The following is a 19,028-nucleotide window of genomic DNA, read 5'->3' on the forward strand; positions in this document are numbered from 1 at the left end:
CGTGCGGTGAAGATTCGACACCTCCACCACACACGGAGGCCTTCGCCATGATCAAGCCCGGCGGCGTTAACAACGCTCGTGATCAATACACCTAGCCCCCGACGACAACTCGACGGCCCCCGGCGGCACTTCCCCCGCACGGGGCCGAACGTCCCTGGGACACACGGACGTCGTTCGCGTCACGGCGTGCGCCGGACCCGACGGCAACCGCGCGGTGCTTCCCCGCGCGGGGGCGGACTTCCGCCCCCGCACAGGGTCCGGTAGCGCGGCGAGCGTGTCGGATCAGTGCTCGATCGCCCGGCGGGCCATCGTGAGGAGCGTGTCGTCGTCCACGAGGGTGCCGTCCCAGACGGCGGTCAACCGGGTGATCCGGCCGTGGACATCGAGTTCGAGGGCGTTGAGGCCGCGCGGAACCGGTCCCGCGGCGGCCCACTCGTAGCCGCCGCCGAGGGCGCCGCCCACCACGTGCCGTACCCGGGTGCCCCGGCCGGCGTAGGGCAGGACGTCGGCGGCGGCGGTGAGGAAGGCGCCGATGCTGCGCGGGCCCAGGATCTGGAGGTGCGCGGTCATGTCCTCGAACACGGCGTCCGAGGCGAACAGCGCCGCCGCCCCCTCGCCGTCGCCGGCCTGGAGCGCCGCCGCGAGCCGCGCGGAGACCTGCCGGATCACCGGGGCGGCACCTTCACCGACCGTGGACTCCATCCAGTCCTGCGGGAACTCGTCGGCCGGCAGACGCGACGCGTCGAGGTTGGCGGTCCCGAAGTGACGGCCGTCCCAGTAGTCGACCCAGCGCGCGATCTTGCCCCGCTGGAAGTCGACCACACCGGCGGCGCGCATCTCCGACGGGCCGAACAGGTCCGCCGTGTTGGTGAAGAACACCACAGCGCTGGTCGCGTCCCCCAGGATGCGGACGGGGGAGGACGTGCCGTCCTTCGGCCAGCGGGGCATGTACCGGGCGAACAGGTCGTGGATGGCCTGCCAGCCGTAGAAGGGCCAACCGAGTATCGCGTCGAGGTAGTTGGCGTTCCGCTTCGAGAAGAACGTGCTGATGCCCTCGTAGTCCTTGGCGCTCTTGGTGCGGAAGTACGCGCTGAAGATCCGTGCGACCTCGTCGGTGGCGTGCGAGGTGTCGATGACGGTGTCCACCCCGGGCACCTGCGGTACGAGTCCGCCGCCGGCCGGGTGCCGGTCCTGGGCGGAAGCGACGCCCGTGGGCAGGAGGACGGCGGCCGTGACCGCGCCGCCGCCGAGGGCGGCGCCCCGTAGGACTCCGCGCCGCGAGACGGTGCCCGCAGACTTGCTGTTGCTGTTCATCTTCGGCTCTTTCTGTTGTGTATGCGGAGCCGCTGCGGCTCCATGGGCCCGGACCAGTTCCGGGCCGGGTCGGATGTCCCTGAGCAGAGGGGCGGAGGTGGCCGCCGGGGTGAGGTGCCCCGCTCACCCCTCGTTCTCCACCAGGTACTGGAGGGGATCCAGGTCGTCGGGCTCGTCGGAGGTCGGCAGCAGGATCATCTCGTCGAACCCCGCCGCCACCAGCTCGTCCCGCGCCTTCATGAGACCCGCGTGGTCCGTCAGGACGTGCCCGGCGAGTTCGTCCGCCTCGGCGGTGCCTAGGAAGCTGTAGTAGTGCCGGATGCACTCCCTGGCCCGGGAGCGCGGGTCCGGGCCGCCCGCGGCATAGACGGTGGCGACCATGCGCGGGTGCCCGGGGCGTCCCGCCTTCTCCCAGGTCTCCCGCACCCGCTCGGCGAAGGCGAGTGCGCCGGTCCAGCCGCCCAGCCCCGCGGCCGCGATCCAGCCCTCGCCGTGTTTCTCCAGCCTGCGCAGCGTGGCCTCGGACTGGCCGCCGATCAGCACGCGCGGCCCCCGCGCGCGGTCGTACGGCGCCGGGCCGACGGCGCCCGGAGTGCCGGCGCCGGACTCCCGCCACACCTGCCCGAGGGTGTCCAACTGCGCGTCGAGGACCGCGCCCCGTCGGCGGAAGTCGGCCCCGGACAGCTCGTAGTCGTCCGGCCGGCGGCCGACGCCAAGGCCGAGCGTCAGCCGGCCCTCGCTCAGGACGTCCACGGTGGCCGCCTGCTTCGCCAGCAGCGGCGTATTGGTGCGCAGTGGCGCCACGAGGACACCGGCGAGAAGACCGACCCGTTCGGTCACGGCGGCCGCCGCGGCGAGCGTCGTCATCGTCTCCCAGCTCGGGTAGACCAGCCGGTCGACGCAGGCCACGGTGCTCGCGCCCAACTCCTCGGCCCGGACGGCCCGTTCCAGTAACCGGCCCCGTGTCACTCCCGCGACGGCGTTCGGCAGTCCGACACCAAAACGCATCCCTGCCACCCTCTCTGAAATTGGTAAAGCCACCTTGCCAATGATGGTAACTCAGGCGAGATGTGACGGCGGTTCATCCGGCAGAGCTGCCCGGGTCGCCCGCGCCCTCCTCGCTCGTTGACGACCTCGCGACACCATCTATAGGGTTTACTGGTGTCGATCTCGGAAGGGACTCACTGATGGACATTCATCCTTTTGTCGAGCGGGCCGAGCCCGCGGTGCTTGACGATCTGCGGACGCGGCTGCGGGCGACGCGCTGGCCTGACGTGCCGGAGGAGGCCGGCTGGTCGGCCGGGACCGACGTGGACTGGCTGCGTGAGCTGGTGTCCTACTGGGCGGACGAGTTCGACTGGCCGGCCCAGGAGGCGGCGCTTGCCCGACTGCCGCGGTTCCGGACGCGGTTGGGCGGCCTGGGCATCCATTTCGTGCACGCCCGGGCGGTCCGTCCGACAGGTCCCGTGCTGCCGCTCGTGCTCGGTCACGGCTGGCCCGATTCGTTCTGGCGCTACACGAAGGTCATTCCGCTGCTGACCGATCCGGGCGGACACGGGGCCGACCCGGCGGACGCGTTCGACGTGGTCGTGCCCGACATGCCGGGGTACGGACACTCCGACCGGCCGACCGGTCCGTCACCCGACGTCATGGCGGTGGCCGGCATGTGGGCGGAGCTGATGACGCGTCTGGGGTATGACCAATTCGGTGCCGCGGGCGGGGACATCGGCACTCAGGTGAGCCGCTTTCTCGCGCTCGACCACCCCGACCGGGTCGTGGCCGTGCACCGGATGGACGGGGGCCTGCCGCCGGTCTTCACCGGTGACCCGGCCGCGCTCACACCGGAGGAGCGCTCCTACTTCGCGGACGTCGCCGCCTGGGGCGCGAGCGAGGGCGCCTTTGCCGCGATGCACCGATCGAGGCCACAGACCGCCGCCGTCGGACTCATGGACTCACCGGCCGGGCTCGCCGCGTGGATCGTCGAAAAGCTCAGGGCGTGGAGTGATTGTGGCGGCGATGTCGAACGCAGTTTCTCCCGGGACGAGATCCTCACCAATGTCACGCTGTACTGGCTCACCGGGACGATCGGCTCGTCGATGCGGATGTACCAGGCGAATTCCGCCCTTCCGCGTGCCGAACTGACCCGGCGCGTCGAGGTGCCGTCCGGCTTCTCCCTCTTCCCCGGCGACATCCTGCGCCCGCCGCGCGCCTGGCTGGAGCGCACCGCGAACACCGTGTACGTGAACGAGCCTGTCCGCGGCGGACACTTCGCACCCTTCGAGGAGCCCGAGCTCTACGCGCAGGAACTACGCGACTTCTTCCGCCCCTACCGCAAAGCGGTGGCCGCGGACAGCCGGCCGGTGCGGGCAACCTGACCCCCGGCCGACCGCCGCCGGTGCCGCGCCGCGCTGTGCGGAACCGGCGGTATTCAGTGCGGACACATTTCAGACGAACAGTGGAGATCGATATGAGCGGAATGAATTCGACCTATGTCATGGTGCCGGGTGCGTGGCACGGTGGGTGGGCATGGCGTCCGGTCGCCGAGCGGCTGCGTGCCGCGGGTCACCGGGCGGTCTGTCTCACCCTGCCCGGCCTGGGCGACGGGGACGATCCCACGGGGCTCGGGCTCGACGACGCGGTGCAGTACGTGGTGTCCCAGGTCGAGGCACCGGATCTGACCGCCGTGACCCTGGTGTGTCACAGCTGGGGTGGTTATCCGGTGGCCGGCGCGGTGCACCGGCTGGGGGACAGGGTCTCCAAGGTCGTGCATTACGCCGCGCAGGTCCCCGTGCGGGGGAGGTCGATGCTGGACGACAATCCGCCCGAGGCCGCGGCGATGCTGCGGGGGCTGATCGACGCGTCCCCGGCGCGGGCGATTCCCCCGACGCTGCAGTTCGTTCAGGGCATCTTCATGCAGGGCGCGGAGGAGGGGCTTCAGCGGCTGACGGCGGAGTTGCTGACACCGCAGCCCGGCGGCTACTTCCTGGACGCGCTCGACGTGCCCGGTGTGGCCGAGCTCGGGATCCCCGCGGCCTACATACTCGGTGAGGACGACCGTGCGCTTCCCCGCCCCGGCGCCGAGTTCGCCGCGCGCCTGGGCCTGGAACCCGTCATGGTCCCCGGTACGCACGAGGGCATGCTGACCCACCCGGACGACATCGCCGAGGCGATCCTGAACAGCTGATACCGCGGGACCGTCAACCGGCTTGGCGGCGTCGGTAGGCGCGCGTCTTGTTCCGGTTGCCGCACGCTTCCATCCGGCACCAGCGCCCTGACCCGTTGCGTGAAGTGTCGTAGAAGGCCCGACGGCAGTCCTCCGACGCGCACAGCTTCATACGGTCCCAGGCACCGCCGGCGACGCTGACCGCCACCGTCTCGACGATGGCGTCCAGGCCGGCCACGCCATCGGCGGACGCGATGCGCAGCCTGCCGGACCCATCGGGTTCCAGCCGCAGGGGGAAACGCACGAGTGCCCGCGCGGCACCGGCACTGTCGGCGCCCGGGGTGAGCGCTTCGCGCAGGGCGCCCCGCAGTGCGATGGCGGCGGCCAGGTCGGACGGTCCCAGCTGTTGCCCGGCAGGGACGAGACCGTGCGTCTCCATCCAGGCGGTCAGCGCCTCGACCGAAACCAGCTCATCTCCCGGAACGAAGTGGTTCCCGTGCCAGCTGAAGGTTCTCTCGTCGAGCGTGTTGAGGAACTCCTCGACCACCGTGAGATGTTCGATCGCACCAGTCATGACACCACTGTAATCCAGAGCCGGTGTTGACAGCCGTCGGCACCGCGTGGACTCGGACGCCCGTGCGGGTGCCCGAGTGCGTCACCCGGCTCGGGGCGGCACGTCCCGGCGCTCCCGGACCGTTCAGGCCAGCAGCAGTGACCTCGGCTGAGCGGACAGCGTCTGGTCCAGGACCAGGGCGGCCGCGCCGATCGCCGCCACGTTCTCGCCCAGGGTGGTCGAGGTGACCGTCGTCGGGTGGGTCGGTCTGACGAACGGGCTGCGCGCCACCATCAACTCGATCGTGGGCAGGAGGCGATCGGACAGCAACTGCCACACCGGGCCGCCGAACACGAGCGTGTCCACGTCCAGGAGCGTCGCCGCCGCGCAGACACCGCGGCCGATGCGGATGGCCAGGCGCTCGATGACGCCGTCCGCCAGTACGTCCCCCGCGGCGGCCAGCACCGCCAGGCGTTCCAGCCCGCGCTGGGCGTCCGCCGGGTCGAGGCAGGTGAACTCGGCACCGAGCGCGCCCAGGGCGATGGCCTCCTCGACGAACGTACGGGCCGAGAAGGACGCGCCGAGGCCACCGACCTCACCGGCGTTGCCCGACACGCCGCGCAGCACCGTGTCCTCCACCGCGAGGCCCATGCCGGAGCCGGTGCCGAGATAGAAGAAGAGCAGGTTACGGCTGTCCGTGGCCGCGCCTGCCCAGCGCTCGGCCACCACCGCCGCGGTCACGTCCTTGTCGAGCAGCGCCGGGAAACCCGTGGCCTCGCTCAGGCGATCGCGCAGCGGGTAGCGGCCCCAGGCCGGCAGCTCCGGCGGATCCACCACCCAGCCCGCTTCCGCGTCGATGGGGCCGGGAGCGGCGATGCCCAGGCCCAGCACCCGGGCGTCGTCGATGCCGGACTCGGCCACCAGCGCCGACACCGACGCCGCCATGTCGGCGCTGGTCCGGTCGGTGTCGCCACCACTGGGCGTCTGCCGACTGCGCTGGGCCACGACGGTGCCCGCCAGGTCCACCAGGACCGTCGTGATCACTGCGGGGTCGAGGTGCACACCCACGGCGTAGCGCGAACTCGGCACCACCTCCACCAGGGTGCGGGGCTTGCCGCTGCCGGTGTGCTGCTTGCCCGACTCGCGCGCCACGCCCTTGTCGAGCAGACGGCGCGTGATGTTCGAAACGGTCTGCGCCGACAGACCGGTGGCCTGGGCGAGTTCGACCCGGCTGAGTCCGTCGGCGTGGCGGCGGATGGCGTCCAGGATCACGGACTCGTTGAAGTCCCCCAGGCGCGGCATGTTGGTGCCCCGCCGGATGGCCGGCTTCTCGGGCTTCGCGCTCGTCAACGTGCCTCCCCCTGGTCCGGGGGCATCGTAGGCCGCAGCCGCAGCGTTCGGATCTGGAACGGGCGGAAATCCAGGACCACCGCCCCGTCACCGGATTCGGGCAGCCGCGCGACCGGCTGCTCCAGCAGGTCGCAGTCGAACGCGGCGGCGAGCTCGAAGCCCGCAGTGATCCGCGCCGCCCGGACCGCCCCGCCGCACGCCTCGTACAGCCGCACCACGACATCGCCACCGCGGTCGTCGGCGAGCTTCACCGACTCCACCACGACGTCGGTGGTGTCCACGGACACCAGGGCCGTGGCCGACGCGGGGGACGGGCGCAGCGGCAGGTTCAGGGCGTACCCGCCGGCGATGGCCTCCTCGATGCCGGCTCCGGCCACCAGCGCGTAACCGAAGCCGTGCCGCCCGCGATCGGCCTGCGGGTCGGGGCTGTGCGGGGAGCGGAGCAACGAGAGCCGCACCGTGGTCGTGGTGCCGCCGTCCGCGCGGGTGTCACGGCGGACGTCGTGCCCGTACGTGGAGTCGGTCAGCAGTGCCGTGCCCCAGCGCCGTTCCCCGACGTGCACCCAGCGGTGTGCCCACAGCTCGAAGCGGGCCGCGTCCCAACTGGTGTTCTCGTGCGTGGGCCGCTGCACGTACCCGAACTGGATCTCGGCGCTCTCGCGCTCCGCGTGCACATCAAGGGGCCAGGCCGCCTTCAGAACGGTGTCGCGCTCCTGCCAGTCGATGTCGGTGCGGATCGTCACCTGGCGGGACTCGGCGGTGAGTTCGACGTGCTGGACGATCCGGGAGGCGCCGAAGGCGCGCTCCACCCGCACCGACGCGAGCAGCGGGCCCTCGTCGACGAGCGTCACCGACTCGGCGCCGTCGAGGTCGCGGACGGTGTCGCGGTAGTAGGAGTCGATGTTCCAGGCCGACCACAGATTGGGGTTGTCGGGGTGCAGTTGGAGGAGGTTGCCGACGCCGTTGGGGGCGATCGACTCCCGGTCGGCGGCGTGGTCGTGGACCGAGGTGATCAGGCCACGCCCGTCGACCACGACCCTCACCACGCCGTTGTCGAGGACGAAGCCCCTGCTCTCGGAAGCGGCCGTGACCTCCTGCCGGGGCGCCGTCACCGTGCCGCCGGAGGCAAGCGCGTCCACCTCGGCGAGGACGGCGCAGCGGCCGTCCGACAGCCGTTGCGCACCCGGGAACCGGGCGCCGCCGGACACGACGGTAACCTCACGACGCGCGTACGGCCCGGCGTTGAGCAGCGCCCCGGCAGCACCCGGCAGTCGGCCCGCGGCATCGGCGATCAGCGTCTCCAACTCGTCCCGGATCTCCCCGTACTCCCGTTCCGCCTGCTCGTGGACCCATGCGATGGAGGTGCCCGGCAGTATGTCGTGGAACTGGTGCAGCAGCACCCGCTTCCACAGCGCTTCGAGACGCGCGTACGGGTACGGGGCGCCCGCCCGTACCGCCGCTGTCGCCGCCCACAACTCGGCCTCGCGTAGCAGTGCTTCGCTGCGCCGGTTGCCGCGCTTGGTGCGGGCCTGGCTGGTGTAGGTGCCGCGGTGGTTCTCCAGGTACAGCTCGCCGCGCCACACCGGAAGCTCGGCGCGCTCGGCGCGCGCGGCCGCGAAGAAGGCGTCCGGTGCCTCGACGGTGACCCTGGGGGAGCCTTCCAGATCGCGCAGCCGGCGGGCCTTCTCCAGCATGGAGCGGGACGGACCGCCACCGCCGTCGCCGTAGCCGAACGGGACGAGGGAGCGGGTGGAGACGCCCTTGTCCTCGAAGTTGCCCTCGGCGTGGGCGAGTTCGGCCGCCGTGAGGGACGCGCTGTAGCTGTCGACGGGCGGCAGGTGGGTGAAGACGCGGGAGCCGTCGATGCCCTCCCAGTGGAAGGTGTGGTGCGGCAGCTTGTTCGTCTCGTTCCAGGAGAGCTTCTGGGTCAGGAACCACTCCGCACCGGCGAGCTTGGCCAGTTGGGGGTAGGCCGCGGTGTAGCCGAAGGAATCCGGCAGCCACACACCTTTCTGCTCCACACCGAACTCCTCGGCGAAGAAACGCCGTCCGTGCACCAGTTGACGGGCCAGGGCTTCGCCGCCGGGGAGGTTGCCGTCGGCCTCGACCCACATACCGCCCACCGGTACCCAGTTGCCCTCCTCGGCCGCCTTCTTCACCCGGGCGAAGATCTCGGGGCGCTGCTCGCGCATCCACGCGTACTGCTGCGCCGACGAGCAGGCGAAGACCAGCTCAGGGTACTCCTGGGCGAGGGTCGTCATGTTGGTGAAGGTGCGCGCGCACTTGCGTACGGTCTCCCGCACCGGCCACAGCCAGGCCGAGTCGATGTGGGCGTGCCCGACGGCGCTGAGGGTGTGGGCGGAGGCGTGTGCCGGCCGGGCGAGCACATCGGCGAGGCGGTCGCGTGCCGCGGCGGCGGTGCCCGCCACGTCGGCCGGGTCGACGGTGTCGGCCGTGCGGCGCAGGGCGTACAGGATCTCGTGCCGCCGCGTGGAGCCCGGCGGGAGCACACGCATCAGCTCGTCGAGGACCTCGATGTCGTGGACGAGGTGCCAGACGTCGTCCTCGCGTACGGCGATCTCGGCCTGCTTGAGGCGGTAGAGGTGATCGGGGCCGGCCGTCTCCCGCGAACCGTAATGGGTGTTGATCCCCGCGCTGCCGATGATGGGCGGATTGGCGGCGAGTTCGACGAGGAGGTCGACGCGGTCGCCGCCCTTGGCGGAGTCGGCGAGGAGCACGCTGCGGTGGTACGGGTGCAGGCCCTGGATCGGAGTGCCGTGGACGTCGTGGACGAAGCCCTCGGCCTGGCCGCCCGGCCCCTTGGTGAGGTCGAAGTCCAGGTCGAAGACGGCCTCGACGCGGCGTCCTGCCCAGTCGCCGGGGATCTCGGCGCTCGCGCGCATCCAGGTGGTGCACCAGGGCGCGCCCCATGTGGAGCCGAGCCGGAAGGGCTCGTACGCGGCGGTCAGCGCGTCGGCCACGGGTACGGGCTCTCCGTCCACGAACCAGGCGCTGAGCGAGAGCGGCCGCGCGGCGCCGTACAGGGCGGGGCGGACGACGTGGTCGAGCAGTTTGCGGATCCGGTCCTCGATGATCCGGCGGTCGTCATGCACGGTACTGGTCCTTCCAGGGGTCGTGGGCGTCCGGATCGGGGGCGGGGAGCCGGATCGTGTCCCGGGTGCCGTCCGCCCAGGTCACGTCGGCGAGCAGGGTGGTGCCGTCGGCACGGGTGGTGACCTGGGGCAGGACGGTGGGGTCCGTGCCGCCGAGGTGTATCAGGGCGATGTGGAGGCTGCCGTGGGCCACGGGGCCCTCGGTCTCCACGACGGGCGTGGCGGAGGCGGGGCCGAGGGCGTTGCTGTCGAAGCCCGGGACCACCGCGCTGCCGGGCAGCCCTTGCACGCCCACGACGAGGGAAATGAGGCCGTTGGCGCCTTCGACCCGGGCGGAGGCGACGGCCGGGGACGGGAGGGCGTCGGCGACTTGGACGGTGTCGGTGGCCGCGTGCGTGTCGCCCACGGCCAGGGCCCAGCCGCCGACCCGCAGCACATGACCGGGACCGGGGGCGCCGTCGACGCGTACGGCGCGGACCTCGACGGAGCCGCGCAGCGCGGAGCCGACGGTGATCCAGGGGCCGAGGGTGTAGTCGGTGACGGGACCGCCGAACACGTCCCATGTCGTGTCGTCGAGCCAGTGCGCGCGCGAGCGCGAGACGGCGGTGGCGCCGTCGACGGAGACACGGGTGGCGGGGCGCCGGTGCGAGGCGCGCCCGGCCGCGTCGAGCAGCACGACCGCGTTGTCGAGCGGATCGGCGTCCGCGCTGCCCCCGGGCACGGTCGGGTCGCCGGGGGTCTCCGGCGCGGTGTGCGTGGAGTAGGCGAAGCGCGCGTAGGAAGGGTCGTCGGCGTGCGGGCGGCCCGGGTCGGTGTGGTCGCCGCCGTGGTTGACGACGCGTACGACACCATCCGCGGCGGTGCCGGAGACGAGCCAGCCCGGCGTGGCCAACGTCCGCGTGAAGTCGCCTACTTCGACTGCCAGGGGCGCCTCTTCTTCCGTCCACACGGGGTGGTCCGGTGGCAGGGCGAGACCGATGAAGCCCTTGCTCGCCCAGTAGGGGGAGGCAGGGCCGGAGTAGCTCTGGAGGATGCCGCGGAAGGGCCGGTGCCAGCCGAGCGTGAGCAGCCCCCGTGCGTCCAGCGCCCCGTGCCCGTCGAAGTGGTCGAGCACGCGGGTCGCGAGCGACCGGGTCTCTCCCGGCGCCAGTGGTGTGGCGTCGAAGAGGGCGCCGGTCCACACGGAGGCCAGCGCCGCGTGCCGGTACGTGAGCGAGCGGCCCTGGATCAGCGGTGAGCCGTTGGCCCCGACCAGCAGCCGCTGATCCGTCAGGAACCGACGCAGCCGCTCCCGGTAGCGGTCCAGCAGCCCGGCGGGTGCCTCGTCGCCGAGGACGCGGCAGAACCACAGAGGGTACAAGTGCATTGCCCACCCGTTGTAGTGGTCGAAGTTGCGGTGTCCCGCGCCGGTGAGGCCGTCCGAGTACCAGCCGTCGCCCGCGTACCAGCCGTCGGTCAGCGCGATGGTCCGGTCGAGGTCCTGCTGGAGCCATGCGCCGCCGGCCGTGCGGGCGAAGGCCTCGGTGACGCCCTGGAACCAGATCCAGTTGTTGCCGGGCATCGGGTCGCCGACCATCGGCGCGAGCCAGTCGAGGACCCGCTGCCGGACGACGTGGTCGAGCCGGTCCCAGATCCACGGCCGGGTCTCGTGCAGCGCCAGTGCGATGGACGCCGCCTCGACCTTCGCCTGGTTGCACTCGGTGAAGGCCGGCCAGCGGTCGGGGTTCCCCGGATCGGTGCCGGCGGCGAGACCGGCCGCGTACCATCCGGCGAGGTCGTGCGGGTCCGCGCCCGCCGCCCCCGCCAGCCGGAAAGCGGCCAGCAGGAACGTGCGGGCGAACCCTTCGAGGCCGTCGCTGTGCGCGCCGTTGTGGCTCGCCGTACCGGGCAGGTGGATCAGGTCGTGCCCTGTGGTGGCGTACGGACGGACGGCGAGCAGCATGGCGTCCGCGGTCCGCTCCCAGTGGCCCCGCTCCTCGGTGGGGGTGCGGTGGTGCATCAGTGGCGGCTCTCCCATGCTTTCTCGAACTCGTCCCGGATCCGGTCGCCCGCCTCCTCGCGCCAGTGCTTCATGACGCCGTCCCACTCCTTGAGGGGGACGCGGCCCTGCATGACTCCCTTGCGCGTGTCGTCCAGGGTCTTCTGGAGCAGTGCGGATTTCCTGGCGTTGGTGGGGGAGTAGAGGGCCTCGGTGGGGTTGCGGACCAATCGACCCACGGCGTCCTTCTGGAACGCGTACTGCGTTTCGACGATCTCCGGCCTCGACGGGTAGTAGAGCGTGAAGGGCGCGTCCGTGGCGAACATCGTCGGCAGGGTGACCTCGGCCGTGCCCTTCGGCGTGAGGATCGGGTCGGTGCCCCTGAGCGTGTGGTCGGGGCCCCGGACACCGTACTTGCGCAGCAGATAGCCGTCCGTGCCGAACGGCGCGGCGAGGGCGTTCATCGCCCGCAGGATCTGCCGGATCCGCGCCCTGGGCGCCTTCTTGACGATGAGGATGCCGTAGTAGGACTGGCCCGCCCAGTAGATGCCCCGGCCGCCGTCCCAGCCGGGCGGCATCAGGTAGCCGAGCTCGAAGCCCTCCACGGTCGGGCCGTACGTGGTGTAGTAGTCGTTCCACGCGGCGGCCCCGTCCGGGTTGATGACGGTCCGGCCGGTGCCGAACCACTCCTTGACGCTGCCGGTGACGGTGTAGGCGTCCGGGTGCATGACACCTGCCTTCGTCATCCGGCGAACCGCGTCCATGGCCTGCCTGGCCTCCTCGGTCTCCAGCCAGAACGTGAACTTCCCCCCTTCCTCACGCCACTTGTTGGGTCCCCCCAGCATCTGCATGGTCGTGTCGAACGCGGTGATGGGGTCGCCCATGGCGTACTGGTTGTGCTTGCGATCGGTGACGTCCTTGCACAGCTGGAAGTACTCCTGCCAATTGCCCGGGTTCGGGTCGACGTCCAGCTTCTTGATCAGGTCGAGGCGGGTGAAGACCGGACCGCCGGAGACCGGCCGGGGCATCGGGATCCCGTAGATGCCCCCGTTGAGCACACAGGGACCCCAGGACGCCGAAGGGATGTTCGCGAGGTACGGGTAGTCCCGGATACCGTCACCGGACAGATGCGGGGTGAGGTCCTCGAAGAGGGCGTCCAGCATGCCCGGTGTCGCCGCGGCGTTGTCCTTCGGTGGCAGCATCAGCATCGCGTCCGGCAGATCACCGCCCGCGAGCGTCACGGCGAACTTGCTCGGGTAGTCGGCGACCGGCGTGATCTCGAAGTCGAGGTCGCAGCCGATGTGCTCGTTGAGCGCCTGCCACATGACGTTGCGGTTCACCGGGGGCGGCACCGGGTTGAAGATCAGTGTCATGATGGTGATGGCCGGGCCCTTCGCGGGCGGGCCGTCGGGCAGCGCCTCGACCGGGTCGACGGGGTAGTGCTCGTGGCCGACCGATACGCCGTCCGCCGTCGCGGGCATCGACGTCCGCACACCCTGGTAGGGAAGGTACGCGGGCAGCGCCGCCTTCGCGTTGGCCGCCCCCGCCGAGACCGGCTCGTAGTCACCGCATCCGGCCAGGGCGAGCCCGGTCGTGACACCCGCGGCCGAGGCGAGGAAGCCGCGGCGGTTCATGGATGGCTTCGACACGGTCATCCCTTCACCGCTCCGACCATCACGCCCTTGTTCATGTGCCGTTGCAGGAAGGGGTAGACGATCACGATGGGCACGATCGAGAGGACGAGGATGGCCGCCTGCAGCGACTGCGCCGGCGGCAGCGGGGCGCCGGCCGCGACGTCGACCTGGCCGCCGCTGAGCGCCGCGTTGTTGACGACGTACGTGCGCAGCACCATCTGTATCGGCCACTTGGCGGCGTCGTTGATGTAGAGCAGCGCGTTGAAGAAGGCGTTCCAGTACGTCACCGCGTAGAACAGGCCGATGACCGCGACCGACGCCCTGGACAGCGGGAGCACGATCCTGGTCAGGATCGACAGCTCGGAGGCGCCGTCGATGCGCGCCGAGTCGATGAGCTCCTTGGGGATGCCCATGAAGAAGGAGCGCAGCACGATCACGTTAAACGCGTTGATCATGGTCGGCAGGATCAGCGACCAGTAGCTGTTGATCAGTCCGAGCTGCTTGACCATCAGATAGCTGGGGATGACGCCCGGCGCGAACAGCATCGACATCAGCAGCAGCATCAGGACGGGCTTGTGCCCGAAGGAACCCGGCCGGCTGAGCCCGTAGGCCAGCGAGACGGAACCGAGCAGCGACAGGGCCGTACCGACGACGGTGACGCCGACGCTCACGAGCATGGCCTTGGAGACCAGCCCGCCGGACAGCAGCGCCGCATAGGCGGAGAGGCTCGGGTCGTCGGGCCACAGGACGTATCCGCCTGCCCTGGTGACCTGCGCGGTGCCAGCGAGCGAGGTCGAGACGATCGCCAGGAACGGCAGCAGCACCAGGACCACGCAGATCAGCAGGATCAACGACTTCAGGACGCGCCAGGGCGGAGTGCCGGGGGTCTCGCCGGGGATGGCGCTGTAGGTCCGGCGCGGCCCGCGGCGCACCGAGTGGGTCGATGACAGTGTCGTCATGACTTGTAGACACCTTCCTCGCCGAAGAGATGGGCGATCTTGTTGGCGCCCAGGACGAGTACGACACCGACAAGCCCTTTGACGAGGCCGACGGCGGCGCTGATGCCCCAGTCACCGCCGATGAGGCCGTGGTTGTAGACGTAGGTGTCCATGACTTCGCTGTTCTCCAGGCCGACGCCGCCCTGCTGGAGCAGGATCTGCTCGAAGCCGACCGACAGGGCGTCACCGAGGCGGAGGATGAGCAGCAGGATCACCAGACCGCGCAGCGCGGGCAGGGTGACGTGCCAGGTCTGTCGCAGGCGGCCGGCGCCGTCCATCGCGGCGGCCTCGTAGAGGTCGTTGCCGACGCGGGAGAGCGCGGCCAGGAAGAGGATGGTGCCCCAGCCGGTGTCCTTCCAGATGACCTGGGAGGTGAGCAGGGCCTTGAACAGCTCCGGGCTGCCGATGATGTTCCAGGTGCCCAAGTCGTGTGCTCGCAGGAACAGGTTGAGCATGCCGGTGTTGCCCAGCATCTGCTGGAAGAGGGCGACGACGACCACCCAGGACAGGAAGTGCGGCAGGTACAGGACGTTCTGCACCCACTTCTTGACGCGTTCGCTGACCAGGCTGTTGAGCGCGAGGGCGAGCAGGATGGGCGCGGGGAAGACGAAGACGACCTGGATCAGCGTCAGTTGGAGCGTGTTGACCAGTGCCCGCAGGAACTGCTCGTCGCCGTTGAAGAGGACGTCGAAGTTGTCCAGCCCGCTCCAGGGGCTGTGCAGGATACCGATGTACGGCTGGTAGTCCTGGAACGCGATGACGTTGCCGAGCAGCGGAACGTAGTGGAACAGCAGCAGCACCGTCAGTCCTGGAACCGCGAACCAGAACAGGGCCATGTTGCGGCGGCCGGCCCGGCGCGGACGCCGGGGTCGGCGAACGTCCGTCCCTCTGCCCTCCTCGGCCGCCGCGGCGACCGGTCGGTGAACCGTTGTCATGAGGTGGGGCCCTTTCGTCATCGAAAGAAGGCGTTCCGCGCCACTGCCCGGTCCGCGCGCGGAATCCGCAGGGTCACCATCTGGAACGGCCGGAGGGCGAGCGCCACACGTCCGTCGGCCACCGCCGGCCGCGCGGCGTCGTGGAGTGGGCGTTCCAGCAGGTCCGTGAGGACCGCCCGCTCCGCGGCGAAGCCGTCGACGCGGACGGTGGCGCGGGCGCGGCCGCCGTGCGCCTCGTACAGCCGGACGACCAGGTCACCGCCCCGGTCGTCGGCCAGCTTGACCGCGCTCACCACGACGGCGTTGTTGCTCGGAGGGGAGGGTGAAGTCGTCGAGCCCGGCGACGACGGGGTGGCCGGCGCGCTCGGGCACGATCTCGTAGCCGTGGTCGAGGTGACCGGGCGGGTGCATCACGAACTTGCCGCCGGTCAGCAGGTGGTAGCCGTGGTCGTGGAAACAGTCGACGATGCCGCCGTGCCAGCCCGCGAGTCCGGTGCCGGCGCGTACCGCCGCGGCGAGGTTGTCGCGCTGCCGGGGGGTGATGGTCCCCATGGTCCAGCACTGCACGACGAGATCGGTGGCGGCCAGTCGCTCCGCGTCCTCGTACACCGTGAGGTCCTCGGAGGTCTCGACGACGAAGCCCTGTTCCTTGAGGAACCGGACGAATCCGTCGCTGATCGCCACGGGTTGGTGCCCGTCCCAGCCGCCGCGGACGACGAGCGCCCGCCGGGTGTTGATGGTCAAGGTGGATGCACGCTCCCATCGGTTCCGCATGTGCGAGGTGCGGTGGTAGCGGTGGCTCGGGTCGCGCTCGGCAGGTCTGGCCGAAGTGGGGGAGGCGCCGCCGGTCGGCGGCACCGGGCGCGAGATGGCGAACGTATGAACCGCCTCGACTCTTTGTCAATACGTTGTACTAACTTGCTCGTCCGCGAGGGGCGCGCGACTCCTGCCGGTGGGTCAACTCTCCCGCACACGACGCAAATTGGGCCTGTTCACCGCATTGACATAAGTCAAGCAGATGGACTTTCATGTCCGCCCAGTGACGCCTTGAGAGCCTGCCATCCCCCCACCGCCGCCCAGGCGAACGGAGGTCTCACATGCATCACCGCAGAACCCTGCGAATCTCCCTCTGGGTCACCGCTGCCGCATTGCTCGGCGCCGGCACGCTCACCGCCGTCTCCGAGGCCGAAGCACACGCGGAGACCGCGACCGCAACCGACATCGAAGCCGAAGGCACCGCCGCGGTCGGTGCCCGTACCCCCTTCGTGACCATCGAGGCGGAGTCCGGGACGCTCGGCGGTGGCGCCACGGTCCATGCCATCAAGCCCGGCGATCCCGCACCCACCAGGGCCACTCCGGAGACCGAGGCATCCGGCTACGCCTACGCCAAGCTGGAGCGGACCGGCCAGTCGGTGGCCGTGGTGAACAGGACCGGCAAGCAGGCCAACACGCTCGTCGTGCGCGCCTCCGTACCCGACGCACCACAAGGCGGCGGCATCAGAGCGCCGCTCAACCTCTACGTCGACGGCACGTTCCGCCAGGCGATCACGATCAGCTCCGAGCAGGCGTGGAACTACCGTCACGCCGTAACGAATCCGGACGACCCGAACGCCGGTGGGGCGGCCTACCGCTTCTACAACGAGTTCCCCGTCTGGGTCGGGGGCGCCCCGATCCCCGCCGGCGCCACCGTCACGCTCAAGAAGGACGCCGACAGCACCGCCGCCCACTACGACGTGGACTCCATCGACTTGGAGAACGTCGGAGCCGCGCGCACCCGCCCCCAGGGTTCGCTCTCCGTCGTCGACTTCGGCGCCGACCCGACGTTCAGGAAGGACTCGACGGTCGCCGTCCAGGAGACCGTCGACACCGCCCGCGAACAGGGCAGGACGGTCTGGATCCCGCAGGGCAAGTACCTCACCAACAGCCTTGACGGTGCCGCGCCGTTGGACTTCACCGGCGTGACCGTGCGGGGTGCCGGCATGTGGTACACGACGATCTACCGCAAGCCGCCGCTGCCGGCCAAGCAGCGCTCCCAGATCCTCGTCGGTTCCGGCACCCGGCTGAGCGACATCCAGATCGACGCCAACGCCGTCTACCGGGACGTCCGCGGCCCCGGCGGCTCCGACTACGGCATCAACGCCAGCGGTGCGGAGGGCTGGCTGGTGGAGCGGATCTGGACCCGGCACACGGACGCCAACTGGCTGTCCGGCACCGGCGGTACCATCCGCGACAGCCGCACCGCGGACTCGTACGGTGACGGCTTCAACATCAACAACAGCAACATGCCGAACCCGGACAAGCGCGGCGACCACATCACCGTCCAGAACAACTTCGCCCGCAACACCGGCGACGACTCCTTCGCCGTCTACTCGGACTCCGGAATCAACGGCGACAGCCCCCAGCTGACCGGTGCCCGGGTGCTGGACAACACCGCGATCGCGCCCTGGTGGGCCAACGGCCTCCGGATCGCCGGCGGCAGGGACGTCCAGTTCAGGAACAACCTGGTGGTCAGCGTCTCCTCGAACAGCACGCTGGAGGTGGGTGTCTTCGGGGACTCGGGCCACCCCTTGGAGTCAGCCACGATCAGCGGGAACGTGCTGCTCGGTGGCGGCGGCTGGAACGGTGTCCGGCACGGTGTGCAGATCGGCTCGCCGTCACCGACGTCGAACTTCCCCGACGCCTTCACGCACGTCACCATGACGGACAACGTCATGCGTGGCGCACTGCGCGCGGGTCTGCTCATCACCAGGAAGAACGTCGAGGTGACCCTGCGGAACAACACGATCGACGGCCCGGCGAACCAGGGCGTCTGGGTCACGTCGGGAGTCACCGGGAGCGGGACGTTCTCCGGCAACACGGTACGGAACCTGCTGCCCGGCCAGGTCGAGCTCCAGAACGACTCGACGGACACGTTCAGGATCACGGACTGACGTGCTGTCCGGATCGTGGCCGAGAGGGCCGCGCCGTATCCCCACACCCCTACGCAGGAGTTCCCATGAAAACCACCCACACCACGCACACCGCCATGTCCAGACGAGCAGCCCTTCTCGGCGGCGCCTTCGTGGCCGCGGACGTCGTGCTGGGATCGTCCCCCGCGTCGGCGGACACCACGAAAGCGCCCCAGGCCGGTGTGCGCATCATGCCCCTGGGAGATTCCATCACGGACGGGTTCACCCCGTACCCCGGCGGGTACCGGGTCGGCCTCTGGCAGCGTCTGGTCGCCGACGGCCACACCGTGGACTTCGTCGGCTCCCTGTCCAACGGCCCCGCCGAGCTGGGCGATCACGACCACGAGGGCCACTCCGGCTGGCGCATAGACCAACTGGACGCGAACATCAACTCCTGGCTACAGCAGAGCGATCCCCGCACCGTCCTGCTGCTCATCGGCACCAACGACCTCAACCAGAACCACGACATCACCCGCGCGCCCGCACGCCTGTCCCAACTGCTCGACCACATCAGGGCGGTCGAGCCCCGGTGCGAACTGTTCGTCGCGACGATCCCGCCGCAGTCCAACGCCACCCTGGAGAGCAGGGTCAGGGCGTACAACGCGGCGCTTCCAGAGATCGTGGCCTCCAAGGGATCGCGCACACATCTGGTGAGGATCTACGACGCGCTGACCCCCGCGGACCTCGCCGACGGCATCCACCCGACCCAGGCCGGCCACGCGAAGATGGCCGCTGTCTGGCACGAGGCACTGCGCGCGGTCCCCAGCTCCCTCGTGCCACTGGCGCGCCGACCGTGAACTCGACCGCCCGGGGGTCGAGTCCGGCAGCCCAGTTGCGTGGCATTTCGGGCAGGGTAGCCTGAATTTGACCGGTATCGCATGGCCTGGAGGTGGGCGATGTTTCTCCGACTGCTGCGGCGTCGTTTGCCGCGTGGGCTTGTCCTTCTCGGCAACGGGAGTCTGATCCGAGGTTTCAGTGGCAGCCACTACGACGGTCACGGATACCAGGGCTGATGCCGTCTCCAAGCTGAAGGGGCCCCGCC

General features: G+C 70.4%; 14 protein-coding genes and 1 pseudogene. 4 read left to right on the forward strand and 11 right to left on the reverse strand.

All coding sequences use genetic code 11. From position 1 onward, the window contains the following. Positions 1 to 282 precede the first annotated feature (282 nt). Both AB0F77_RS19780 and AB0F77_RS19785 read right to left on the reverse strand, forming a co-directional pair. Positions 283 to 1,314: a hypothetical protein gene (locus AB0F77_RS19780; protein WP_361949860.1), complete on the reverse strand. Its 1,032-nt coding sequence runs from the start codon at positions 1,312 to 1,314 to the stop codon at positions 283 to 285. 123 nt (positions 1,315 to 1,437) lie between these two features. Beyond that, positions 1,438 to 2,322, reverse strand: a complete 885-nt coding sequence (locus tag AB0F77_RS19785) for an LLM class flavin-dependent oxidoreductase (RefSeq protein WP_361949863.1) — start codon at positions 2,320 to 2,322, stop codon at positions 1,438 to 1,440. Between the two features lie 179 nt (positions 2,323 to 2,501). Between AB0F77_RS19785 and AB0F77_RS19790 the strand changes: the two genes are divergently transcribed. Next, complete coding sequence (locus tag AB0F77_RS19790) at positions 2,502 to 3,689, forward strand: epoxide hydrolase (protein ID WP_361950293.1); 1,188 nt, start codon at positions 2,502 to 2,504, stop codon at positions 3,687 to 3,689. Positions 3,690 to 3,781: 92 nt separating this feature from the next. After that, positions 3,782 to 4,498, forward strand: coding sequence for an alpha/beta fold hydrolase (locus AB0F77_RS19795; protein ID WP_361949866.1), 717 nt, complete (start codon positions 3,782 to 3,784; stop codon positions 4,496 to 4,498). A gap of 13 nt (positions 4,499 to 4,511) precedes the next feature. On the opposite strand, the gene AB0F77_RS19800 is transcribed toward AB0F77_RS19795, so the two are convergent. From AB0F77_RS19800 to AB0F77_RS19840, 9 genes and pseudogenes are all read right to left on the reverse strand, one after another. Then, a complete protein-coding gene (locus AB0F77_RS19800; RefSeq protein WP_361949869.1) occupies positions 4,512 to 5,051 on the reverse strand; it encodes a CGNR zinc finger domain-containing protein in 540 nt (179 codons plus the stop codon). Between the two features lie 123 nt (positions 5,052 to 5,174). Then, a complete protein-coding gene (locus AB0F77_RS19805; protein ID WP_361950296.1) occupies positions 5,175 to 6,332 on the reverse strand; it encodes an ROK family transcriptional regulator in 1,158 nt (385 codons plus the stop codon). Positions 6,333 to 6,376: 44 nt separating this feature from the next. After that, complete coding sequence (locus AB0F77_RS19810) at positions 6,377 to 9,493, reverse strand: glycoside hydrolase family 38 C-terminal domain-containing protein (RefSeq protein WP_361949872.1); 3,117 nt, start codon at positions 9,491 to 9,493, stop codon at positions 6,377 to 6,379. Then, positions 9,486 to 11,510, reverse strand: coding sequence for a DUF2264 domain-containing protein (locus AB0F77_RS19815; RefSeq protein WP_361949875.1), 2,025 nt, complete (start codon positions 11,508 to 11,510; stop codon positions 9,486 to 9,488). Before AB0F77_RS19815 ends, AB0F77_RS19810 begins: the two co-directional genes overlap by 8 nt. Continuing rightward, the gene (locus AB0F77_RS19820; RefSeq protein WP_361949878.1) at positions 11,492 to 13,126 is read right to left on the reverse strand and encodes a substrate-binding domain-containing protein; all 1,635 of its coding nucleotides are present in this window, start codon (positions 13,124 to 13,126) and stop codon (positions 11,492 to 11,494) included. Before AB0F77_RS19820 ends, AB0F77_RS19815 begins: the two co-directional genes overlap by 19 nt. Next, the gene (locus AB0F77_RS19825; protein ID WP_361949881.1) at positions 13,123 to 14,064 is read right to left on the reverse strand and encodes a carbohydrate ABC transporter permease; all 942 of its coding nucleotides are present in this window, start codon (positions 14,062 to 14,064) and stop codon (positions 13,123 to 13,125) included. The genes AB0F77_RS19820 and AB0F77_RS19825 overlap by 4 nt, the downstream gene beginning before the upstream one ends. After that, complete coding sequence (locus AB0F77_RS19830; protein WP_361950299.1) at positions 14,061 to 14,939, reverse strand: ABC transporter permease subunit; 879 nt, start codon at positions 14,937 to 14,939, stop codon at positions 14,061 to 14,063. Before AB0F77_RS19830 ends, AB0F77_RS19825 begins: the two co-directional genes overlap by 4 nt. Before the next feature lie 116 nt (positions 14,940 to 15,055). Continuing rightward, a pseudogene (locus tag AB0F77_RS19835) lies at positions 15,056 to 15,343 on the reverse strand (glycosyl hydrolase-related protein); the annotation flags it as partial. Beyond that, positions 15,294 to 15,812: a ThuA domain-containing protein gene (locus AB0F77_RS19840; RefSeq protein ID WP_361949884.1), complete on the reverse strand. Its 519-nt coding sequence runs from the start codon at positions 15,810 to 15,812 to the stop codon at positions 15,294 to 15,296. The gene AB0F77_RS19840 and the pseudogene AB0F77_RS19835, both read right to left, overlap by 50 nt. A 323-nt stretch (positions 15,813 to 16,135) precedes the next feature. Here AB0F77_RS19840 and AB0F77_RS19845 point away from each other — a divergent pair, with 323 nt between their 5' ends. Then, positions 16,136 to 17,968 (forward strand): glycosyl hydrolase family 28-related protein, encoded by a 1,833-nt coding sequence (locus AB0F77_RS19845; protein ID WP_361949887.1) that lies wholly within the window; start codon positions 16,136 to 16,138, stop codon positions 17,966 to 17,968. Between the two features lie 65 nt (positions 17,969 to 18,033). Continuing rightward, positions 18,034 to 18,783, forward strand: coding sequence for an SGNH/GDSL hydrolase family protein (locus AB0F77_RS19850; protein ID WP_361949890.1), 750 nt, complete (start codon positions 18,034 to 18,036; stop codon positions 18,781 to 18,783). Positions 18,784 to 19,028: the final 245 nt, after the last annotated feature.

Origin of the sequence: Streptomyces sp. NPDC026672 (genome assembly GCF_040638185.1) — a bacterium.
Taxonomy (GTDB): domain Bacteria; phylum Actinomycetota; class Actinomycetes; order Streptomycetales; family Streptomycetaceae; genus Streptomyces.

Coding starts and splice junctions, on each gene's coding strand:
- AB0F77_RS19780 (WP_361949860.1), bottom strand. CDS start 1,314: ATGAACAGCAACAGCAAGTCTGCGGGCACCGTCTCGCGGCGCGGAGTC.
- AB0F77_RS19785 (WP_361949863.1), bottom strand. CDS start 2,322: ATGCGTTTTGGTGTCGGACTGCCGAACGCCGTCGCGGGAGTGACACGG.
- AB0F77_RS19790 (WP_361950293.1), top strand. CDS start 2,502: ATGGACATTCATCCTTTTGTCGAGCGGGCCGAGCCCGCGGTGCTTGAC.
- AB0F77_RS19795 (WP_361949866.1), top strand. CDS start 3,782: ATGAGCGGAATGAATTCGACCTATGTCATGGTGCCGGGTGCGTGGCAC.
- AB0F77_RS19800 (WP_361949869.1), bottom strand. CDS start 5,051: ATGACTGGTGCGATCGAACATCTCACGGTGGTCGAGGAGTTCCTCAAC.
- AB0F77_RS19805 (WP_361950296.1), bottom strand. CDS start 6,332: ATGCCGCGCCTGGGGGACTTCAACGAGTCCGTGATCCTGGACGCCATC.
- AB0F77_RS19815 (WP_361949875.1), bottom strand. CDS start 11,510: ATGGGAGAGCCGCCACTGATGCACCACCGCACCCCCACCGAGGAGCGG.
- AB0F77_RS19820 (WP_361949878.1), bottom strand. CDS start 13,126: ATGACCGTGTCGAAGCCATCCATGAACCGCCGCGGCTTCCTCGCCTCG.
- AB0F77_RS19825 (WP_361949881.1), bottom strand. CDS start 14,064: ATGACGACACTGTCATCGACCCACTCGGTGCGCCGCGGGCCGCGCCGG.
- AB0F77_RS19830 (WP_361950299.1), bottom strand. CDS start 14,939: ATGGCCCTGTTCTGGTTCGCGGTTCCAGGACTGACGGTGCTGCTGCTG.
- AB0F77_RS19840 (WP_361949884.1), bottom strand. CDS start 15,812: ATGCGGAACCGATGGGAGCGTGCATCCACCTTGACCATCAACACCCGG.
- AB0F77_RS19845 (WP_361949887.1), top strand. CDS start 16,136: ATGCATCACCGCAGAACCCTGCGAATCTCCCTCTGGGTCACCGCTGCC.
- AB0F77_RS19850 (WP_361949890.1), top strand. CDS start 18,034: ATGAAAACCACCCACACCACGCACACCGCCATGTCCAGACGAGCAGCC.